General features: G+C 63.7%; 17 protein-coding genes. 6 read left to right on the top strand and 11 right to left on the bottom strand.

Going from position 1 to position 16,581, the window contains the following annotated elements; all coding sequences use genetic code 11:
* Window positions 1–226 precede the first annotated feature (226 nt).
* From hemA to prmC, 3 genes are read left to right on the top strand one after another with little or no spacing between them, the layout of a single operon-like run.
* The gene (gene hemA / locus OOT43_RS18170; protein ID WP_266022090.1) at window positions 227–1,489 is read left to right on the top strand and encodes a glutamyl-tRNA reductase; all 1,263 of its coding nucleotides are present in this window, start codon (window positions 227–229) and stop codon (window positions 1,487–1,489) included.
* The gene (prfA, locus tag OOT43_RS18165) at window positions 1,486–2,568 is read left to right on the top strand and encodes a peptide chain release factor 1 (protein WP_266022089.1); all 1,083 of its coding nucleotides are present in this window, start codon (window positions 1,486–1,488) and stop codon (window positions 2,566–2,568) included. Before hemA ends, prfA begins: the two co-directional genes overlap by 4 nt.
* A 5-nt stretch (window positions 2,569–2,573) precedes the next feature.
* Window positions 2,574–3,431 (top strand): peptide chain release factor N(5)-glutamine methyltransferase, encoded by an 858-nt coding sequence (gene prmC / locus OOT43_RS18160; RefSeq protein ID WP_266022088.1) that lies wholly within the window; start codon window positions 2,574–2,576, stop codon window positions 3,429–3,431.
* Between the two features lie 10 nt (window positions 3,432–3,441).
* Here prmC and OOT43_RS18155 read toward each other — a convergent pair whose 3' ends face one another.
* The 9 genes from OOT43_RS18155 to cutA form a co-directional block, all read right to left on the bottom strand.
* The gene (locus OOT43_RS18155) at window positions 3,442–4,641 is read right to left on the bottom strand and encodes a class I SAM-dependent rRNA methyltransferase (RefSeq protein WP_266022087.1); all 1,200 of its coding nucleotides are present in this window, start codon (window positions 4,639–4,641) and stop codon (window positions 3,442–3,444) included.
* 79 nt (window positions 4,642–4,720) lie between these two features.
* Window positions 4,721–5,410: a DUF3426 domain-containing protein gene (locus tag OOT43_RS18150; RefSeq protein WP_266022086.1), complete on the bottom strand. Its 690-nt coding sequence runs from the start codon at window positions 5,408–5,410 to the stop codon at window positions 4,721–4,723.
* Window positions 5,411–5,412: 2 nt separating this feature from the next.
* Window positions 5,413–6,294: a 50S ribosomal protein L11 methyltransferase gene (gene prmA / locus OOT43_RS18145; RefSeq protein ID WP_266022084.1), complete on the bottom strand. Its 882-nt coding sequence runs from the start codon at window positions 6,292–6,294 to the stop codon at window positions 5,413–5,415.
* A gap of 4 nt (window positions 6,295–6,298) precedes the next feature.
* The gene (gene accC / locus OOT43_RS18140; RefSeq protein WP_266022083.1) at window positions 6,299–7,645 is read right to left on the bottom strand and encodes an acetyl-CoA carboxylase biotin carboxylase subunit; all 1,347 of its coding nucleotides are present in this window, start codon (window positions 7,643–7,645) and stop codon (window positions 6,299–6,301) included.
* Window positions 7,646–7,687: 42 nt separating this feature from the next.
* Window positions 7,688–8,143, bottom strand: a complete 456-nt coding sequence (accB, locus tag OOT43_RS18135; RefSeq protein WP_266022082.1) for an acetyl-CoA carboxylase biotin carboxyl carrier protein — start codon at window positions 8,141–8,143, stop codon at window positions 7,688–7,690.
* Window positions 8,144–8,590, bottom strand: a complete 447-nt coding sequence (gene aroQ, locus OOT43_RS18130; protein WP_266022080.1) for a type II 3-dehydroquinate dehydratase — start codon at window positions 8,588–8,590, stop codon at window positions 8,144–8,146.
* A 110-nt stretch (window positions 8,591–8,700) separates the two neighbouring features.
* Entirely contained in the window at window positions 8,701–9,219 is a 519-nt protein-coding gene (locus tag OOT43_RS18125) for a TlpA disulfide reductase family protein (protein WP_266022079.1), read from the bottom strand.
* Window positions 9,209–11,446 carry a protein-disulfide reductase DsbD gene (dsbD, locus tag OOT43_RS18120; protein WP_266022077.1) on the bottom strand — a complete coding sequence of 746 codons (2,238 nt, stop codon included), beginning with the start codon at window positions 11,444–11,446 and terminating at the stop codon, window positions 9,209–9,211. Before dsbD ends, OOT43_RS18125 begins: the two co-directional genes overlap by 11 nt.
* On the bottom strand, window positions 11,428–11,754 hold the full coding sequence (cutA, locus tag OOT43_RS18115; protein ID WP_266022076.1) for a divalent-cation tolerance protein CutA: 327 nt from the start codon (window positions 11,752–11,754) through the stop codon (window positions 11,428–11,430). Before cutA ends, dsbD begins: the two co-directional genes overlap by 19 nt.
* A 41-nt stretch (window positions 11,755–11,795) precedes the next feature.
* On the opposite strand from cutA, the gene OOT43_RS18110 reads away from it, so the two are divergent.
* On the top strand, window positions 11,796–12,227 hold the full coding sequence (locus tag OOT43_RS18110) for an FxsA family protein (RefSeq protein ID WP_266022075.1): 432 nt from the start codon (window positions 11,796–11,798) through the stop codon (window positions 12,225–12,227).
* Window positions 12,228–12,265: 38 nt separating this feature from the next.
* On the opposite strand, the gene OOT43_RS18105 is transcribed toward OOT43_RS18110, so the two are convergent.
* On the bottom strand, window positions 12,266–12,529 hold the full coding sequence (locus OOT43_RS18105) for a YgaP family membrane protein (RefSeq protein ID WP_266022074.1): 264 nt from the start codon (window positions 12,527–12,529) through the stop codon (window positions 12,266–12,268).
* 172 nt (window positions 12,530–12,701) lie between these two features.
* On the opposite strand from OOT43_RS18105, the gene uvrD reads away from it, so the two are divergent.
* Together uvrD and OOT43_RS18095 are read left to right on the top strand one after the other, a co-directional pair.
* Window positions 12,702–14,864 (top strand): DNA helicase II, encoded by a 2,163-nt coding sequence (gene uvrD / locus OOT43_RS18100; protein ID WP_266024953.1) that lies wholly within the window; start codon window positions 12,702–12,704, stop codon window positions 14,862–14,864.
* Window positions 14,865–15,157: 293 nt separating this feature from the next.
* Window positions 15,158–15,472, top strand: coding sequence for a DUF6156 family protein (locus tag OOT43_RS18095; RefSeq protein WP_266022073.1), 315 nt, complete (start codon window positions 15,158–15,160; stop codon window positions 15,470–15,472).
* Between the two features lies 1 nt (window position 15,473).
* Here OOT43_RS18095 and OOT43_RS18090 read toward each other — a convergent pair whose 3' ends face one another.
* Window positions 15,474–16,292 (bottom strand): spermine/spermidine synthase domain-containing protein, encoded by an 819-nt coding sequence (locus tag OOT43_RS18090; protein WP_266022072.1) that lies wholly within the window; start codon window positions 16,290–16,292, stop codon window positions 15,474–15,476.
* Between the last annotated feature and the right edge of the window lie 289 nt (window positions 16,293–16,581).

Here is a 16,581-nt window from a genome sequence, read left to right as displayed (position 1 = left end):
ACCGGACGGGCCAAAGCTTTCCCTGCATCCCGCCAGCGCCGATATTCTGGGATATTTTGAGGAGAACGTGGGATTGCCGATATTGCTTGCGACGCGGGCCAGAACCGATTTTTCCGAGCGAAATTGTACCCTTTCCCGATCAACCGGCAAGACTTGTGCATCGGTGAAATTGGATTAAGAGCGCATTTTCATTAAAATCGGCGTCTGTTTCAGCCACCTGCTCACAATGGCGATCCTGACTTTAGGCGTCAATCACACCACCGCACCGGTTTCGGTCAGGGAGCGTCTGGCCTTTCCCGCCGACCATTTGCAATTCGCCCTGCAAGACCTGATCGGCCTGCCCCAGGTGGGCGAGGCGGCAATCCTGTCGACCTGCAACCGCACCGAAGTGTATTGCGAACTCGAAGGTCGCGATCAGCGGCCCGTCGTCGACTGGATGCGCGGGCAACGGCAGCTCGACGGCCAGGACATCGCCCAATACCTTTACTCCCATGTCGACGCCGGCACGATCCGGCACATGTTCCGCGTCGCCTGCGGACTGGACTCCATGATCCTGGGCGAGCCGCAGATTCTCGGCCAGATGAAGACCGCCTATCAGGCGGCACGCGACGCCGGCACCGCTGGCAAGGTTCTGACCAAGCTGTTCCACCACACCTTCGCCGCGGCCAAGAAGGTCCGCACCGACACGGCGATCGGCTGCAGTCCCGTATCGGTCGCCTTCGCCGCCATCCGCTTGGCCCAGCGCATCTTCGACGACCTGAGCGATCTGACCGCCATCCTCATCGGCGCTGGCGAGACCATAGAGCTGACGGCACGGCATTTGAGCGAAAACCGGATCGGCCACATCATCATCGCCAACCGGACTTTCGATCGGGCCCACACCTTGGCCAACCAGTTCGGCGGCTTCGCGATCTCGCTGGAAGAGCTGCCCAAACACCTGGCCAGGGCCGACATCATCGTCGCCTCCACCGGCAGCCCGCTGCCCATCCTCGGCAAGGGCAGCATTGAGAGCGCGCTGCGCAGCCGCCGCCACAAGCCGATGTTCATCGTGGACCTGGCGGTCCCGCGGGACATCGAGCCCGAGGTCGAGCAACTCCAGGACGTCTATCTGTACACCGTCGACGACCTGCAGCACACCGTCGAGGAGAACCTCAAGACCCGCCAGGAAGCTGCCCTCCAGGCGGAGGAAATCATCGACCTGGAGGTCGAGCATTTCCTGGCCTGGCTCCGGGCCCAGGCCGCGACCGACACCATCCGCGACGTCCGGAGCTTCGCCGAGCAGCACCGCGACGCGGCCTTGGAGCGGGCGCTGCGGGAACTGCGCCGCGGCAAGAGCGCCGAGGACGCCCTGCGCTGGCTGGCGGAAACCCTGACCAACAAGATCATTCATGCGCCCAGCTCGCAAATCTGGCAGGCGGGCGTGAACGAACGCGCCGACATCGTCGCCGCGGCGCGCGAAATCTTTCAACTCAAAGACCCCGAGACGTGAATCCCTCCGTTCAGCAGAAACTCGAGCACCTGTCCCATCGCTTCGAAGAAATCACCGGCCTCCTGGCCACTCCGGAAGTCCAGAACGATCAAAACCGGTTCAAGGCACTGAGCCGGGAATACGCCCAGCTCGAACCCTGCGTCGCCTGTTTCCGGCACTACCAGGAAACACTGGACAACATCGAATACGCGCAAGCGCTGCTGCAGGATCAAGACCCCGGAGTTCGCAGCCTGGCGCGGGAAGAGCTCGATGCCGGCCGGGAGCGCAGCGAAGCTCTGGAACTGGAGTTGCAAATCCTGCTGCTGCCGCGCGATCCCAACGACGAGCGCAATGTGTTCCTCGAAGTCCGTGCCGGCACCGGCGGTGCGGAAGCGGCAATCTTCGCCGGCGACCTGCAGCGCATGTACAGCCGCTATGCCGAACAGCGGGGGTGGAAGACTGAGATCGTCGGCGAAAGCGAGGGCGAGCATGGCGGCTACAAGGAGGTCGTGATGCGCATCAGCGGCCAGAACGTCTATTCGCGGCTCAAATTCGAAGCCGGTACCCACCGGGTGCAGCGGGTGCCCGCCACCGAGGCCCAGGGCCGCATCCACACCTCGGCCTGTACGGTGGCGATCCTGCCGGAAGTCGACGAGGTCGAGATCGACATCAACCCCGCCGACCTCCGTGTCGACACCTTTCGAGCCTCCGGGGCCGGCGGCCAGCACGTGAATCGGACCGATTCGGCCATACGCATCACCCACATCCCGACCGGCACCGTGGTGGAGTGCCAGGACGAACGCTCCCAGCACAAGAACCGGGCGCGCGCCATGTCCCTGCTTCAGGCTCGTATTCTGGCCGCGGCTCAGGACAAGCAGAATTCCGAAATCGCAGCATCGCGCAGACTGCAGGTCGGCAGCGGCGACCGCTCCGAACGCATCCGCACCTACAACTTCCCGCAGGGGCGGCTCACCGATCACCGCATCAATCTCACTTTGTACCGGCTGGACGCCATCATGGAAGGCGATCTCGACCCGGTGATCGATCCCCTGATGCAGGAGCATCAGGCCGACATGCTGGCCAGCCTGGCCGAAACCTGAAGGCTGTGGCGACACTCTCCATCGAAGCGGCCCTGGCCAATGCCATCAGGCTGCTGGGCTCTGTCAGCGACACGGCCCGGCTCGATGCCGAAGTGCTGCTGGCACGCTCGATCGGGAAAAACCGCGCCTTTCTGCGAGCCTGGCCCGAACGCCTGCTGCGAGCCGAGGAAGAGCAGTGCTTTCGGGCTTACGTCGCCCAGCGCGCTCACGGTGTCCCGGTCGCCTATCTGACGGGAGAAAGGGAGTTCTGGTCCAGATCCTTCCATGTCTCCCCCGAGGTGCTGATTCCGCGGCCGGAGACGGAGCTGCTGGTGGAACTGGCCATCGAGGCGATTCGCCGCGAAAACCGGCCCCGCATCCTCGATCTGGGCACCGGCAGCGGCGCCATCGCCGTGACTTTGGCCCTGGAGTGTCCGGAGGCGGAAATCTGGGCCGTGGACGTCAGCGAACCCGCTCTTGCCGTCGCCCGCCGCAACGCCGCCGAACTCGGCGCCAAGGCGATCCGATTCCTCCAGGGATACTGGCTCGGGCCTTTGCCGGCCAACGTCCGCTTCGACCTGATCGTCAGCAACCCGCCCTACATCGGCCCCGCCGACCCGCACCTGCTGAGCGGCGACGTCCGGTACGAGCCGCGCCAGGCACTGGTATCCGCTGACAACGGCCTGCAGGACATTACCCTGGTCGCCGAAAGCGCCCACCAGGCGCTGACAGCCGGCGGCAGGCTGATGTTCGAGCACGGCTACGACCAGGCCGCCGCGGTCGCGGACATTCTCAACGACATGGGCTACCGCGACATCCGCCACTACCGGGACATGCAGGGCTACGAGCGCGTCACTGCGGCGAGGCGCAGCGCCCAGGATTGAAAGATGCCGCCTACAGCGGCATCGACAGGTGGCAGAAGAAGGTCTTCAAGTATTCGGTCTCCGGAATGGCGGGATGAACCGGATGGTCCGGTCCCTGCCAGCCCTGGCCCAGGATCACCAGATGCCGGTCCAGATGGCGGCTGCTGGTGCGCAGAATGTCATGCAGGGTGGGGCGCGGGAGGTTGAAGGAACAGGAGGCCGAAACCAGGACCCCGCCGGGGTTCAGCACCTGCATGGCGGCCTGGTTGAGCCGATGATAAGCCTCCACGCCCGCCTTCATGTCCTTCTTGCGTTTGATGAGGGCCGGAGGGTCCACCACGATCAGATCGTAGCGCTGGCGCTTGTGCCTGAGTTGCTTGAGAAACTCGAAAACATCCTGCCGGATGAAACCCATCCGATCCGCCACGCCGTTGAGCCTGGCGTTCTCGGCGGCTAGCGCCAGGGCCGACTCGGAACTGTCCACGCAATCCACCGATTCCGCCCCGCCCAGGGCCGCCTGCACGCCCCAGCCGGCGGTATAGGAGAACAGGTCGAGCACACGCTGGCACTTGGCCAACTGCGCCACGGTGGCCCGGTTCTGGCGATGGTCGAAGAACCAGCCGGTCTTCTGCCCTCCCACCGGATCGACCAGGAAGCGGGCGCCGTTCTCCTCGATCGCGATCGGACCTTCGAGCGGCGCGCCCAATACCCGCACGTAATTCTCGAGCTTCTCGAACTGGCGCAGGCTGGAGGTATTCTTCAGCACGATGGTGCGGGGCGAGAGCAATTTTTCGAGCACCTCCATCACCGGCTCCTGGAGCCGCTCCGCGCCGAGCGTGCTGGCCTGGAGCACCAGCACCTCGCCCAGGCGGTCGATCACCAAACCGGGCAGGCCGTCGCTTTCGCCATACAGCAAGCGGTAATAGGGCTTGGCGAAGAGCATTTCGCGCAGATGCAACGCCCGGCTCAGGCGCTTCAGCAGGAAGGCATGGTCGATCGCCACACGGTGGTCGCGGCTCAATAGCCGCGCACAGATCAGCGACTCGGGGTTGACGTAGGCTAGCCCCAGGGGTTGCTGGCGGGAGTCCTCCACCACGACGTATTCGCCCGGCGCGAACCGCTTGAGCGGCGTCTTTTCGCCATCCACCTCATTGCTGAAGACCCACAGATGCCCCGCCCGCAGACGGCGCTCCTCGTTCTTCTTCAGCCGCAATACCGACAATTCAGACATACAGTCGACAACCCAAACGCCGCTGGCGCTTGAAAAAAAGAAAAGGCGGCTCCCGCCGGGAAGCGCCTGGATACACGTGTCAGATCAATTCGAAGGTGAAACCGCTGATGTCCCGATCCGGCTTCGCCAGATCCAGACGGACTTCCAGAGACTTGCCAACCGGCATCATGGACATGCCGGTACCCTTGGGCAGATACTCCGCCGGGGAAAACACCCTGCCCGCGGCCGGCTTCCCCTGGCGGTCGACCACCCGCAGGACGATCGAAGGAAACACCTGGGCCGCCGTGGACTGGTTAGCCATGACCAGACGGAATTCATAGCCGCCGGTGGAAGGCACCGGCCGCAGGGTCCGCTCGACGATCTGGATCGACTCGACGTCGCTGTAGGGCGGGATCTGGCAACCCACCACATCGCATAGCATCACCAGCCACGGCCGCATGGCCTCGTCCTGGGCAAAACGGGTACTGCCGAAATACGCCACCTGGCCGAGCAGGGCGATCGCCAAGGCGATACTGCCGATGCCCCAGGCCAGCCGCAAGAAAAACCCCGGGCGGGAGGGCTCGTCGTAACCCCTCCTCCATCCGCGGAACCAGCGCCCCGAGCCGTCTTTCGGCGGCTGCGAGTACGGATCGGGGACGCTCTCCTCCAGCCCCGGCAGGGCATTGAAAACGCGGCCGCAATGATCGCAGAGCATGACGCCTCGCCCTTCCCGTAGCTGGCGCACCGAGATGCCGTAGGCCGTACCGCAGGATGGACAGCGGGTAAACACCTTCAGGTCCGTCTTAGCCCGGCGAGCCGGACCCAGTCTTCGCTGAACACGGCGGGCTCCATTTCGAAGCCTTTTTCCGCATAAGCGGAGGCCACGGCGTCCGCCTGCTCCGCCAGAATGCCCGAAAGCACGATCCGGCCGCCGGGGCGAACCCGCGACCGCAACTCATCGGCCAGTTCCATCAACGGATTGACCAGTATGTTCGCCAATACGATATCGCTCTCGAAATCCGGCAGGTCTCCGGGCAAAGAAATCACGATCCGCTCCCCGACACGGTTCTTTGCGGCGTTTTCCGCGGTGGCCGCCAGCGCCTGCGGATCGATGTCGACGGCACGGACTGAAGCGGCCCCAAGCAGTGCCGCAGCGATGCCCAGGATGCCGGACCCGCAGCCATAGTCCAATACCGACGCCCCGCGCAAATCCGCCGCGTCCAGCCATTCCAGGCACAAGGCGGTGGTCGGATGGGTTCCGGTCCCGAAAGCCAGCCCCGGATCCAGCAGCATCACAACCGCATCGGATTCCTCGATCGTGAATCCGGTCGGGCAGACCCACAACCGGCTGCCGAAACGCATGGGGCGGAAGTGTTCGAGCCAAGCCCGCTCCCAGGCCTGGTCGGCCAGCGTTTCCTCACTCCAGTCCCGAAGCCTTTCCTCGCCGAACCGCCGGCCGAGCGCCGAGCGGATCGCCGCCATATCGCCGGCCTCCTCGAACAAGCCCACCACCCGGGTTTGCGCCCACACCGGGGTCGTCCCGAGCGGAGGCTCAAACAGAGGCTGATCGCCGGCGTCCAGGAAACTGACGGACAGCGCGCCCGCTTCCATCAACGCGTCCGATACGTCCTCGGCCAGATCCTCGTCGACGGTCACCATCAACTGCTGCCACATGGCTTTAGTGCTTGAGCCCCAGCTTCTGCTCCAGATAGTGGATGTTCTGTCCACCCGCCTCGAACGCGCAGTCGCTGACGATGTCGAGCAGCAGCGGAATGTTGCACTTGATGCCGCCGATCACCATCTCATTCAAGGCCGTACTCATCCGGGCAATCGCTCCCGCACGGGTTTCGCCGTGGGCGATCAGCTTGCCGATCATCGAGTCGTAATAAGGCGGCACGCGATAGCCGTTGTAGATGTGGGTCTCGACACGGATACCCGGGCCGCCCGGCATGTGGAACTGCTCGATCAACCCCGGCGACGGCATGAAATTGGTCGGGTCCTCGGCGTTGATGCGGCACTCGATGGCATGCCCGCGCATTTCCACCTCCGCCTGGCGGATCGAAAGCGGCTCACCGGCGGCGATCCGCAACTGCTCCTTGACGATGTCGAAGCCGGTGACCATTTCGGTCACCGGATGCTCGACCTGGACACGGGTGTTCATTTCGATGAAATAAAACTGGCCGTCCTGGTAGAGGAATTCGAAGGTGCCGGCACCGAGATAGCCGATCTCCTTGCAGGCCTGCACGCAGCGCATGCCCATCTCGTCCCGCTGCGCCTGGGTGATGCCGGGCGCCGGCGCTTCTTCCACGACCTTCTGGTGGCGGCGCTGGGTAGAGCAATCGCGCTCGCCCAGATGAACCACGTTGCCGTGCGAATCGGCGATCACCTGAAACTCGATGTGACGCGGATTCTCCAGGAACTTCTCCATGTACACCATGTCGTTCCCGAACGCGGCACCGGCCTCACTTCGGGTGAGGTCGATGGAGGCTGCGAGATTGGCCTCGCTGTGAACGACCCGCATTCCACGCCCGCCGCCGCCGCCGGAAGCCTTGATGATGATGGGAAAACCGATCCGTCTGGCGATCGCCAGATTCTCGTCCTCATCCTCGCCCAGCGGTCCGTCGGAACCCGGCAGGGTAGGAATCCCGGCCTTCTTCATCGCTTCGATGGCAGAGACCTTGTCGCCCATGAGGCGGATGGTTTCCGGCTTCGGGCCGATGAAAATGAATCCGCTCTGGATCACCTTTTCGGCAAAGTCTGCGTTTTCGGACAAGAAGCCATAGCCGGGGTGGATCGCTAGAGAATCGGTGACCTCGGCAGCGCTGATGATGGCGGGAACGTTCAGATAGCTGTCGCGCGACGCGGCCGGACCGATGCAGACCGACTCGTCGGCCAGACGCACGTGCTTCAGATCGCGGTCCGCTTCGGAATGCACGGCGACGGCCTTGATGCCAAGTTCGCGGCAGGCCCGGAGGATGCGCAGGGCGATTTCGCCGCGATTGGCGATGACGACTTTACCTAGCATAGTGAGCACCTTGGAGACTGTTGAGCCGGAACGGGCCGTAGGCTATTCGATCACGAACAGCGGCTGGTTGTACTCCACCGGCTGGCCGTTCTCCACCAGTATCCTGCTCACTATGCCGGACTTGTCGGCTTCGATCTGATTGAGGATTTTCATCGCTTCGATGATGCAGAGCGTATCGCCGACTTCGACCCGCTGGCCCACTTCCACGAATACCTTGGAACCGGGCGAGGGTGCCCGATAGAAAGTGCCCACCATGGGGGAGCGTACCTCGTGGCCGGTGATTTCCTTGGGCGCATCGGCGGGAGGCGTTGGCGACAACCCGCCGGCAACCGGGGACACCGCCGCGGGCATCGCCGGCGCCGCCACGGCGACCGGAGCCGCGACGCTCGAGGCGTAGCGGCTGATGCGGACGGCTTCCTCCCCCTCGCGAATCTCGATTTCCGCGATACCCGATTCTTCGATGATTTCGATCAGTTTTTTTATTTTTCTAATGTCCATCTATAACGACCTATGTGTCATTTGCAGGGCGGCTTGCAGCGCCAGTTCGTAGCCCACGGGACCCAATCCGCAGATGACCCCTTTGGCAATATCGGAAAGATAGGAATGGCGACGGAACGGCTCGCGCGCATGCACGTTGGAAATATGTATTTCGATGAAAGGAATGGCGGTGGCCAGCAGCGCATCGCGCAAGGCGACGCTGGTATGGGTGAATGCCCCCGGGTTGATGATGACCATATCGACCGCGTCGCGGAACGCCTGGTGAATGCGTTCGATCAGAGCATGCTCGGCATTGCTCTGGAAAAAATCGATCGGTATGCCCGCCGCTCCGGCCTGCGCGCTAAGGCGTGATTCGATATCGGAAAGCGTATCGCTGCCATAGATACCGGGCTCACGCACCCCCAACAGATTGAGGTTAGGCCCATTCAGCACCAAGATACCCGCCATTGCGCGCGCCAGTTCATCAATCGATCAAATCGCCTAAATAGGCGGCGGTATTCTGCCGAAATGGGGCTATTTTGTCCACAAATGCGGACAAGACGCTCAAATCAAGGCTCTCACCTGGAAGGAGCAAGCCGGGGCTCGATATCAGCCAGGAACCGGGGCCGCGTCTGGGGACCCAGATGAGTCGCGAGCACCCGGCCGCTGGCATCTAAAACCGCGGTGAAAGGCAACCCTCCCGCGGAATTCCCGAGACGCGCCGCCAACGCGTCGCCGCCCTGCTCGCCGACCAGGATGGGATAGCCGACCGGAAACTTCCGCAGAAACGCCGCGACCCCTTCCCGGTCCTCCAGCGCGATGCCTACGATCCTGAGCCCGCGCGGCCTGAACTCCGCATACAGCCGGTCCAGCACCGGCATTTCCTCCCGGCACGGCTCGCACCAACTGGCCCAGAAATTCAGCATCAGCACTTCGGAGCGTTCATCCGACAGGCGCACGGGCTTCCCCGAGAGGTCCGGAAACGCGGATTCCGGCCCCTGCCATTCGGCCGAACCGGCGGACAGCCAGCGTTGCGCCGCCGCTCCCACCATAACGGCCAGCACGGCGACTGCGATCAGGACGATCCTATCGGACACCGTCGAACACCCGGTCGAGGTGGTGGACGAACTTTTCGGGCTCTGTGAATCCCACCAGCCGGAACGGTTTCCGCTCGCTCCGGTCCGGGCCGAAAAACAGGGTCGCCGGCGGACCGACCAGGCCGAAGCGTTGCAGCAGCGCCTGATCGTTGTCGCCGTTTTCGGTGACATCGGCCTTGAGCAGCACGATGTCTTTCAGCTTCGCCTTGACCGCGGGATCACTGAATGTGTAACGATCCATCTCCTTGCAGGACACACACCAGTCCGCGTAGAAATCCAGCATCGCCCAGCGTCCGGCGGCGGCGGCCTCGCCCAGGCGAGCCTCCAGTTCGTCGACGCTCGCAACCCTGGCGAAAGACGCCGGACCGGCGTCGGCAGCGCCGCCGGACGAGCCGGCCACACCCCGCAACGGCTGCAAGGGATCCCGGCTGTCGGCCGCCACGCCCAGCAGCATGAACACCCCATAGGCGGCCATCGCCACTCCCAGCCCTTTCCACAACTTGCGCCAACCGGAAGCGCCCGCTGGCAGCGCGTCGAGCGCCCCCATGTACACGGCCGACACGACGAGCAGCAGCCCCCACAGGAGCATGGCCACGGACAGCGGCACGATCCGCTCCAGCATCGACACCGCGACCGCCAGCATGGCCACGCCGAACACCGATTTGACCGCATTCATCCACATGCCCGCCTTGGGCAGCAGCTTGCCGGCCGAGGTACCGATCGCCAGCAGCGGCAGTCCCATGCCCAGCCCCAGGGAAAACAGCGCGAGCCCGCCGAGCAGCGCATCGCCGGTCCGGCCGATATAGATCAATGCCCCCGCGAGCGGCGCCGCCACGCAGGGCCCCACCAGCCCTGCCGACAGCAGCCCCATCACGGCCGCACCGGCCAAGCTGCCGGCATGCTGCTTGGAACTGAGTGCGGCAATCCGCGACTGCACGGCGGTGGGAAGCTGGAGCTGGTAGAAGCCGAACATGGACAGCGCCAGCACCACGAACAGGGCGCTGAAAGTTCCGATCGCCCAGGGATTCTGCAGCGCAGCCTGGAGGTTCGCGCCGAACAGCGCAGCCAGCACGCCGAAACCCGTATAAGCCAGGGCATGGGCGAGCACATAGGCCAGCGACAGCGAAAACGCCCGGCGCGTGGTGATCGCATGACCGTGGCCGACGATGACGCCGGAAAGAATCGGGATCATCGGAAAAATGCACGGAGTGAAGGCGAGCAGGATGCCGAAGCCCAGGAAGCTGAGCATGTTGAGCCAGAGCGAGCCACGCCAGAGCCCGTCGGCGATGCGGTCCTGTTCAGTGATGACGGTCGCCCCGGCGATCGCGGACACCCCCCCCTCAGCCGCGGCGGGCAGTTCAAGCTCGACCGTCTTCAGCATGGGCGGGTAGCAAACGCCTCGCTCGGCGCAACCCTGGAATCCGGCCTCCAGGGTGATGGCGTGCGAACCGCCGCCGGTTCGGAGCAATGGGATGTCGACGGACACCTCGCCATGGAAGACCTCCACCGCCCCGAACTCTTCGTCGATCTTCGGCTCGCCGCGCGGGAAGGCATAGCCGCCCAGAGCGACGCCCTCGGAATTGCGCAAGGCGACGCGGAATTTTTCCCGGTAGAGATAATACCCGGGCGCGATCTGCCAGGTCAGCCGCACGGTATCCGGGTTCGGCGCCTCGGCGAAAAAGCGGAATGCCTGGTCCGCCGGCAACAGATCACCCTCCGCCGGACCGGCTCCGATGCCCTGGAGCGCGCCGGCCAGACGCGTGAGCGCGCCCGCGCCGCTTGTCGCAGCGGTTTTCAGTTCGAGCGATCGCTTATACGGCGGGAAGCAGACGCCGGCATCGGCGCAACCCTGTACAGTCACTTCCAGTCCCAGCGTCTCCGGCAGTGCGGTTTCCGCCACGAGAGGCAGCCGCACCTCGATGTGTCCCCGATAGATTTCGACTTCGCCGAAAAACTCATCCTGCTTCTTGTGACCCTCCGGGAAGACCGGCTCGCCCAGACGGACACCGGGCGGGCGCGATGCGAACTTGAACTTGCTCCGGTAGAGGTAATACCCATCGGCGATGTCCCAGGACAGCACGGCTGTGCCGGAACCCTCGAGCCGCGTCGCCACCGGAAATGCCCGCTCCGGCGGCAAAAGGTCGCGGCTGTCGATGGCGAAGGCCGGCATTCCGGCCAGCCATAAGACCAGCAGCAGATAAATCCGCATCACGACGGTGTCACGCATGTTCCGACCCATTCGAGATATTCCGGCAGACCGCGTTGTATCGGGATCGCGATGATTTCGGGAAGTTCATAGGGGTGGTGCTGTTTCAGCCAGGCTTGCAGCTCAGGCAGGCGGGATTCCAAGGTTTTGGCCAGAAGCAGGCATTCCGCCGATTTCTCGAGGATCCCCTGCCACAGATAAACCGACCGGACCCCGGAAACGATGCTTACGCAGGCAGCCAGCCGTCCCTCGACCAGCCCCTCCGCCAGGATACCGGCGGATTGTTCGTCCGGACAACTACAAAGAACTAGACAGTAGACCGATGTCATGGCAGAAAGTGCGCCACTTTAGTTGCAGAAACACTGCGTCGATGAATCCGTTGAAACTTGCCATCCTGGCGCTCCTGCTGCTGCCGATCGCCGAAATCTACGTCCTGATCCATGTCGGCAGCCTGCTCGGCTTCCTTCCCACCATTCTACTGCTGGGCTGCGCGGCGCTGACCGGCACCTATCTGCTGCAAACCCAGGGACTGAAAACCTTCGGCCGCATCCAGCAGAGCCTGGATGCCGGACGCCTCCCCGCGCAGGACCTGATCGAGGGCGGCCTGATCCTCGCCGCCGGCATCCTGCTGCTGATACCCGGCTTCATTTCCGACGGGGTGAGCCTTTTCCTGCTGCTGCCGGCTTCGCGCCGGCGGCTTGCCAGCTATCTCGTCGATCACGTACTCCAGGGTTTCAAGCCACCGGCTCCGCCCGATTCCGGCACCCGTACCATCGAAGGGCAGTTCCGGCGCGAGGACTAGGCGGGGCGCCTCCTTGCGCCAGAAAAAACCGCCGTCCTTTAGTGGGATTCTGTGTCGGAATGGGAGCTGCTGTCGGGTGCCGGCTCATTCGGATCGACGGTGCTCTTGGAAAGCCCGGAATACACCGGACACCAGCGCATGAATGCGGTGGCCACGAGGACGATGCCGATCAGCAGCACAAAAATGTTCCCCATGAACACCGAAAGCAGCAGCGCCGCAGCGCCGCCTATCATTCGGTACTGGCGATCTTTCAGGCCCACGTTGAGCTCACGCGTTAGCATTTTTTTATAATCAAAAGCCATGTCATAACCTCCTCTTGAACGTGCAGTCGCTTAACGGAAACCCTCGCCCTCTGCGGATGGAGGGCCGGGTGAGGAAAACGGGCATGGCGCATCCGGCCACATCCGTGGGGTAAAGCTTCTCGATTGTGCAGGCTCCCCAGGTATTGCGCAAGACGGGTGTAAAATGCCCGTCATGGACATCACCGACATCATCGCCCCCCTGAACGAGGCCCAGCGCGAGGCCGTCACCGCCCCGGACCGCTCCCTGCTGGTGCTGGCCGGCGCAGGCAGCGGCAAGACCCGCGTGCTGGTACACCGCATCGCCTGGCTGCTTCGGGCCGAAGGCGTGTCGCCGCACGCCATCCTCGCCGTGACCTTCACCAACAAGGCGGCGAACGAGATGAAGGCGCGTATCGAAGCTCTGCTCGACCTGCCGACCCAGGGCCTGTGGGTCGGCACCTTCCACGGCCTGGCACACCGCTTCCTCCGCCGCCATGCGGCCGAGGCCGGGCTGCCCGAGGGTTTCCAGATCCTCGATTCCGACGACCAGTACCGGCTGATCCGCCGGCTGCTCAAGACCCTGGAACTGGACGAGGCCCGCTGGCCGCCGCGCCAGATCCAGTGGTACATCAACGCCCAGAAGGATGAAGGCCGCCGTGCCAGGAATCTTCCCGACTCCTACGACCCGTTCGAAAAGCAGATGCGGCGGATCTATCTCGCCTACGAAGAACTGTGCGAGCGCTCCGGGCTGGTGGATTTCGCCGAGCTGCTGCTGCGTACCCACGAATTCCTGCGCGACAACGCCGACGTCCTCGCGCACTACCAGGAGCGCTTCCAGCACGTGCTGGTCGACGAATTTCAGGATACCAACAGCGTGCAGTACGCCTGGCTGCGGCTGCTGACCGGGGAAAGCGACAACCTCAGCGTGGTGGGCGACGACGACCAATCCATCTACGGCTGGCGCGGCGCCAAGATCGAGAACCTGCACCGCTTCCGCCAGGACTATCCGCGCCACCGGATGGTCCGGCTGGAACAGAACTACCGCTCCTCCGGCAATATCCTCAGCGCCGCGAACGCCCTGATCGCGAAAAACGAAGGCAGGCTCGGCAAGAATCTGTGGACCGAAGGCGGCAGGGGCGAACCGATCTCGGTCTACGCCGCCTTCAACGAGCAGGAAGAAGCCTACTTCGTCGTCGAGCGCATCCGCCGCTGGGTGGACGAAGGCGGAAGGCGGAGCGATACGGCCATTCTGTACCGCTCCAACGCCCAGTCGCGCCAGTTCGAGGAAAAACTGCTGGCTCTCGGCATTCCCTACCGGGTCTACGGCGGCCTGCGCTTCTTCGAGCGTGCCGAGATCAAGGACGCCCTCGCCTATCTGCGGCTGATGGCCAACCGCCACGACGACCCCGGCTTCGAGCGGGTCATCAACACGCCGACCCGCGGCATCGGCGCCAAGACCCTCGATCTCGTCCGCGAACTGGCGCGCTTCGAACGGCTCTCGCTATGGAGCGCCGCGGAGAAACTTGTCGGAGACAACGTGCTCCCGGCCCGGGCAACGGCCGCCCTCGCCGGATTTCTGCGACTCGTCGACGCCATGGCCACGGCCGCGCAGGGACGGGCGCTGTGGGAACAAGTACAGCTCACGGTCGAGGGCTCGGGCATTCTGGAACATTACCGCAAGGAAAAAGGCGAGCAGGCGGAAGCCCGGGTGGAAAACCTGGAGGAACTGGTCGGAGCCGCCCGGCAGTTCGAGCTGGAACCGCTGATCGATCCCGAACTGGGCGGCCTCGACCAATTCCTCGCCCACGCGGCGCTGGAAGCCGGCGAAAACCAGGGAGAAAGCTTCGAGGACTGTGTCCAGCTCATGACCCTGCATGCCGCCAAAGGGCTGGAATTCGACCTCGTGTTCCTGGTCGGCCTGGAGGAAGGGCTGTTTCCGAGCCTGCAGTCGCTGGAAGACCCGGCCCGGCTGGAAGAAGAACGCCGGCTCTGCTACGTCGGCATCACCCGGGCGCGGCGCAAGCTCTATATCACCCATGCGGAGTGCAGGCGGCTCTACGGCAAGGAGTCTTACCCGCGGCCTTCCCGCTTCCTGCGCGAATTGCCGCCGGACTGTCTGGAGGAAATCAGGATGAAGGGAGGAGTCAGCCGGCCCGTCGCAGCGCCGTCGACTCAGGCGGCCGCCAACGCTCCCGGAGGACTAAGACTGGGCCAGCGGGTCCGCCACGGCAAATTCGGAGAGGGCGTGATTCTGCAGCAGGAGGGAGACGGGGCCCAGGCTCGGGTGCACGTCAATTTTGCAGATGCGGGCGCCAAATGGCTGATGCTGGCTTACGCCAACCTGGAACCGATCTGACGGCGTAAAAAAAGCTGGCGGCAAGCGGCGCATCCTTGCGCAGATCTCCGTTCAAAAACACTCGACCGCCAGACAAAGTGAGGTTATGCGCCAAATGTTATGCAACCCGGATGCCAAGCCCTGCAGCCCAGGAATTTCCTGGGTTTCCAGGCCGGCGAAGGATCGTCCTTCCCGCTTGGCAAGTCAAAACTCGTAGTGTTGAAGGCTTTTCACGCAGTATCCCGTCGCCATTCCATGCCGCCACGAACTTATGCCATCATCGCCCCTCCACGAATACAGCCCCTGGTAAAACCATGCCCGAAGCCATCGCCGGTACAACCCGGTTTTTCCTGACCTACAGCGGTGTGAATCTGCCCCTCAACCTGATGACCGAACTGGAACCGGAACAGATCGGCCACCGGAATACCTATTTTCAGGGGTATTTCGACGACCAGGACCGTCTGGTCGGTCTGCGGAAGATGGTTTACGGCGAAGTCGAAATGGAACACCGTTACGCCTATCACCGGAACGGCAAACTCAAGCGGGCGGAAATTACCGACGCCGACGGCGAACTCACCGTATTGGATTTCGACGAAGACGGCCTGCGCCTCACTGCCGCCGCGGACTGAATCAGCCGAAGAGCGCGCGGTTCGACTGCTGCAGGGCGCGCAGGAAACGACTGAATTCGATGCCCAGGCCGGCTTCGAGCCGGCGGGCCCGCTGCTCCATCGCCCTGGCAGTCGCCCGTTCCGGTTCGGACCCAAGCGCAAACCCGATCACGTTGCCCCGGCCCGGAACCGCCAATCGGAACGTGGGCCCGTCGAAGGACGTCCTCATTGTTTCCAGAACCCGGCTGCAAGCCGCGGTCTGCGTCCCCCAGAGATTGATGCCGAACACCCCGTCCTTCCGTAGCGCACCGGCGCAGTCGACATAGAACGGCTCCTCCCCCACCGGCGGCGCCATGCCCTCGCCGTCGAACAGATCGGTGAGAATGAGATCATAGGAGGCAAGCCGCCCAGCCGCTCCCGCCTCTTTGACGAACTCCCCCGCATCGCCGACCGTGACGGACAGGCGCGGATGCTCGGGCAGCCCGAAGAACCGATGCGCGGCCTCGACGACCACCCTGCGCTGCTCCACCGCGTCGATCCGGCAGGCCGGCAAGTGCTGGAACAAGGCCTTCGCCAAAGAACCCCCGCCGAGGCCGAGCAGCAGAACGTCGGACGGCTCGGGATGGAGCAGCAAGGCGCTCAGCATCGCCCGCACATAAGGCAGTTCTACTCGGTCCGGTTCCTGCAGGCACATGGAACTCTGGCGCGCCAATGTACCGAAATGCAAGGTCCTCACGCCGAACGCGTCTACCACCTCGATCGAACCGTAAGCGTCGCGCGCGAAATGGACGAGCGTCCCGCCGAACTTCCCGGGCGGCGTGCAGTGCGTCGGTGATGCCATGACAGCGCTCAGGAAGGCCAAATCAGGTCAAATCCCGCAGGACCCGGGGCAATTACCGCAGCTGCAGCCTGCCCCCAGCGCGCAAATGACCGGCGATCCCGGAAGACATGGCTTTCGAACAACTGGCACGGACTTTGTAATCTCATTACCGAACACTTTACCTTTCTGTGGTACACCGGGGACCGACACACTTCTTCTTCGCGAAGACCGCATTCTCCTCTCCCAAGTCTTGCACTCACGTCTTCTCAATCGACTGCTCGTCCCTGGTTGATTTTTCGCTTCAAGGCGG

It is taken from the genome of Methylococcus mesophilus, assembly GCF_026247885.1.
In the GTDB taxonomy this organism is placed as follows: Bacteria; Pseudomonadota; Gammaproteobacteria; order Methylococcales; family Methylococcaceae; genus Methylococcus; species Methylococcus mesophilus.
This window is presented reverse-complemented; position numbering and strand designations above follow the sequence as displayed.

Coding starts and splice junctions, on each gene's coding strand:
- prmA (WP_266022084.1), bottom strand. CDS start 6,294: ATGTGGCAGCAGTTGATGGTGACCGTCGACGAGGATCTGGCCGAGGAC.
- accC (WP_266022083.1), bottom strand. CDS start 7,645: ATGCTAGGTAAAGTCGTCATCGCCAATCGCGGCGAAATCGCCCTGCGC.
- OOT43_RS18090 (WP_266022072.1), bottom strand. CDS start 16,292: ATGGCATCACCGACGCACTGCACGCCGCCCGGGAAGTTCGGCGGGACG.
- cutA (WP_266022076.1), bottom strand. CDS start 11,754: ATGACATCGGTCTACTGTCTAGTTCTTTGTAGTTGTCCGGACGAACAA.
- dsbD (WP_266022077.1), bottom strand. CDS start 11,446: ATGCGTGACACCGTCGTGATGCGGATTTATCTGCTGCTGGTCTTATGG.
- OOT43_RS18155 (WP_266022087.1), bottom strand. CDS start 4,641: ATGTCTGAATTGTCGGTATTGCGGCTGAAGAAGAACGAGGAGCGCCGT.
- OOT43_RS18110 (WP_266022075.1), top strand. CDS start 11,796: ATGAATCCGTTGAAACTTGCCATCCTGGCGCTCCTGCTGCTGCCGATC.
- hemA (WP_266022090.1), top strand. CDS start 227: ATGGCGATCCTGACTTTAGGCGTCAATCACACCACCGCACCGGTTTCG.
- OOT43_RS18105 (WP_266022074.1), bottom strand. CDS start 12,529: ATGGCTTTTGATTATAAAAAAATGCTAACGCGTGAGCTCAACGTGGGC.
- aroQ (WP_266022080.1), bottom strand. CDS start 8,590: ATGGCGGGTATCTTGGTGCTGAATGGGCCTAACCTCAATCTGTTGGGG.
- uvrD (WP_266024953.1), top strand. CDS start 12,702: ATGGACATCACCGACATCATCGCCCCCCTGAACGAGGCCCAGCGCGAG.
- OOT43_RS18095 (WP_266022073.1), top strand. CDS start 15,158: ATGCCCGAAGCCATCGCCGGTACAACCCGGTTTTTCCTGACCTACAGC.
- accB (WP_266022082.1), bottom strand. CDS start 8,143: ATGGACATTAGAAAAATAAAAAAACTGATCGAAATCATCGAAGAATCG.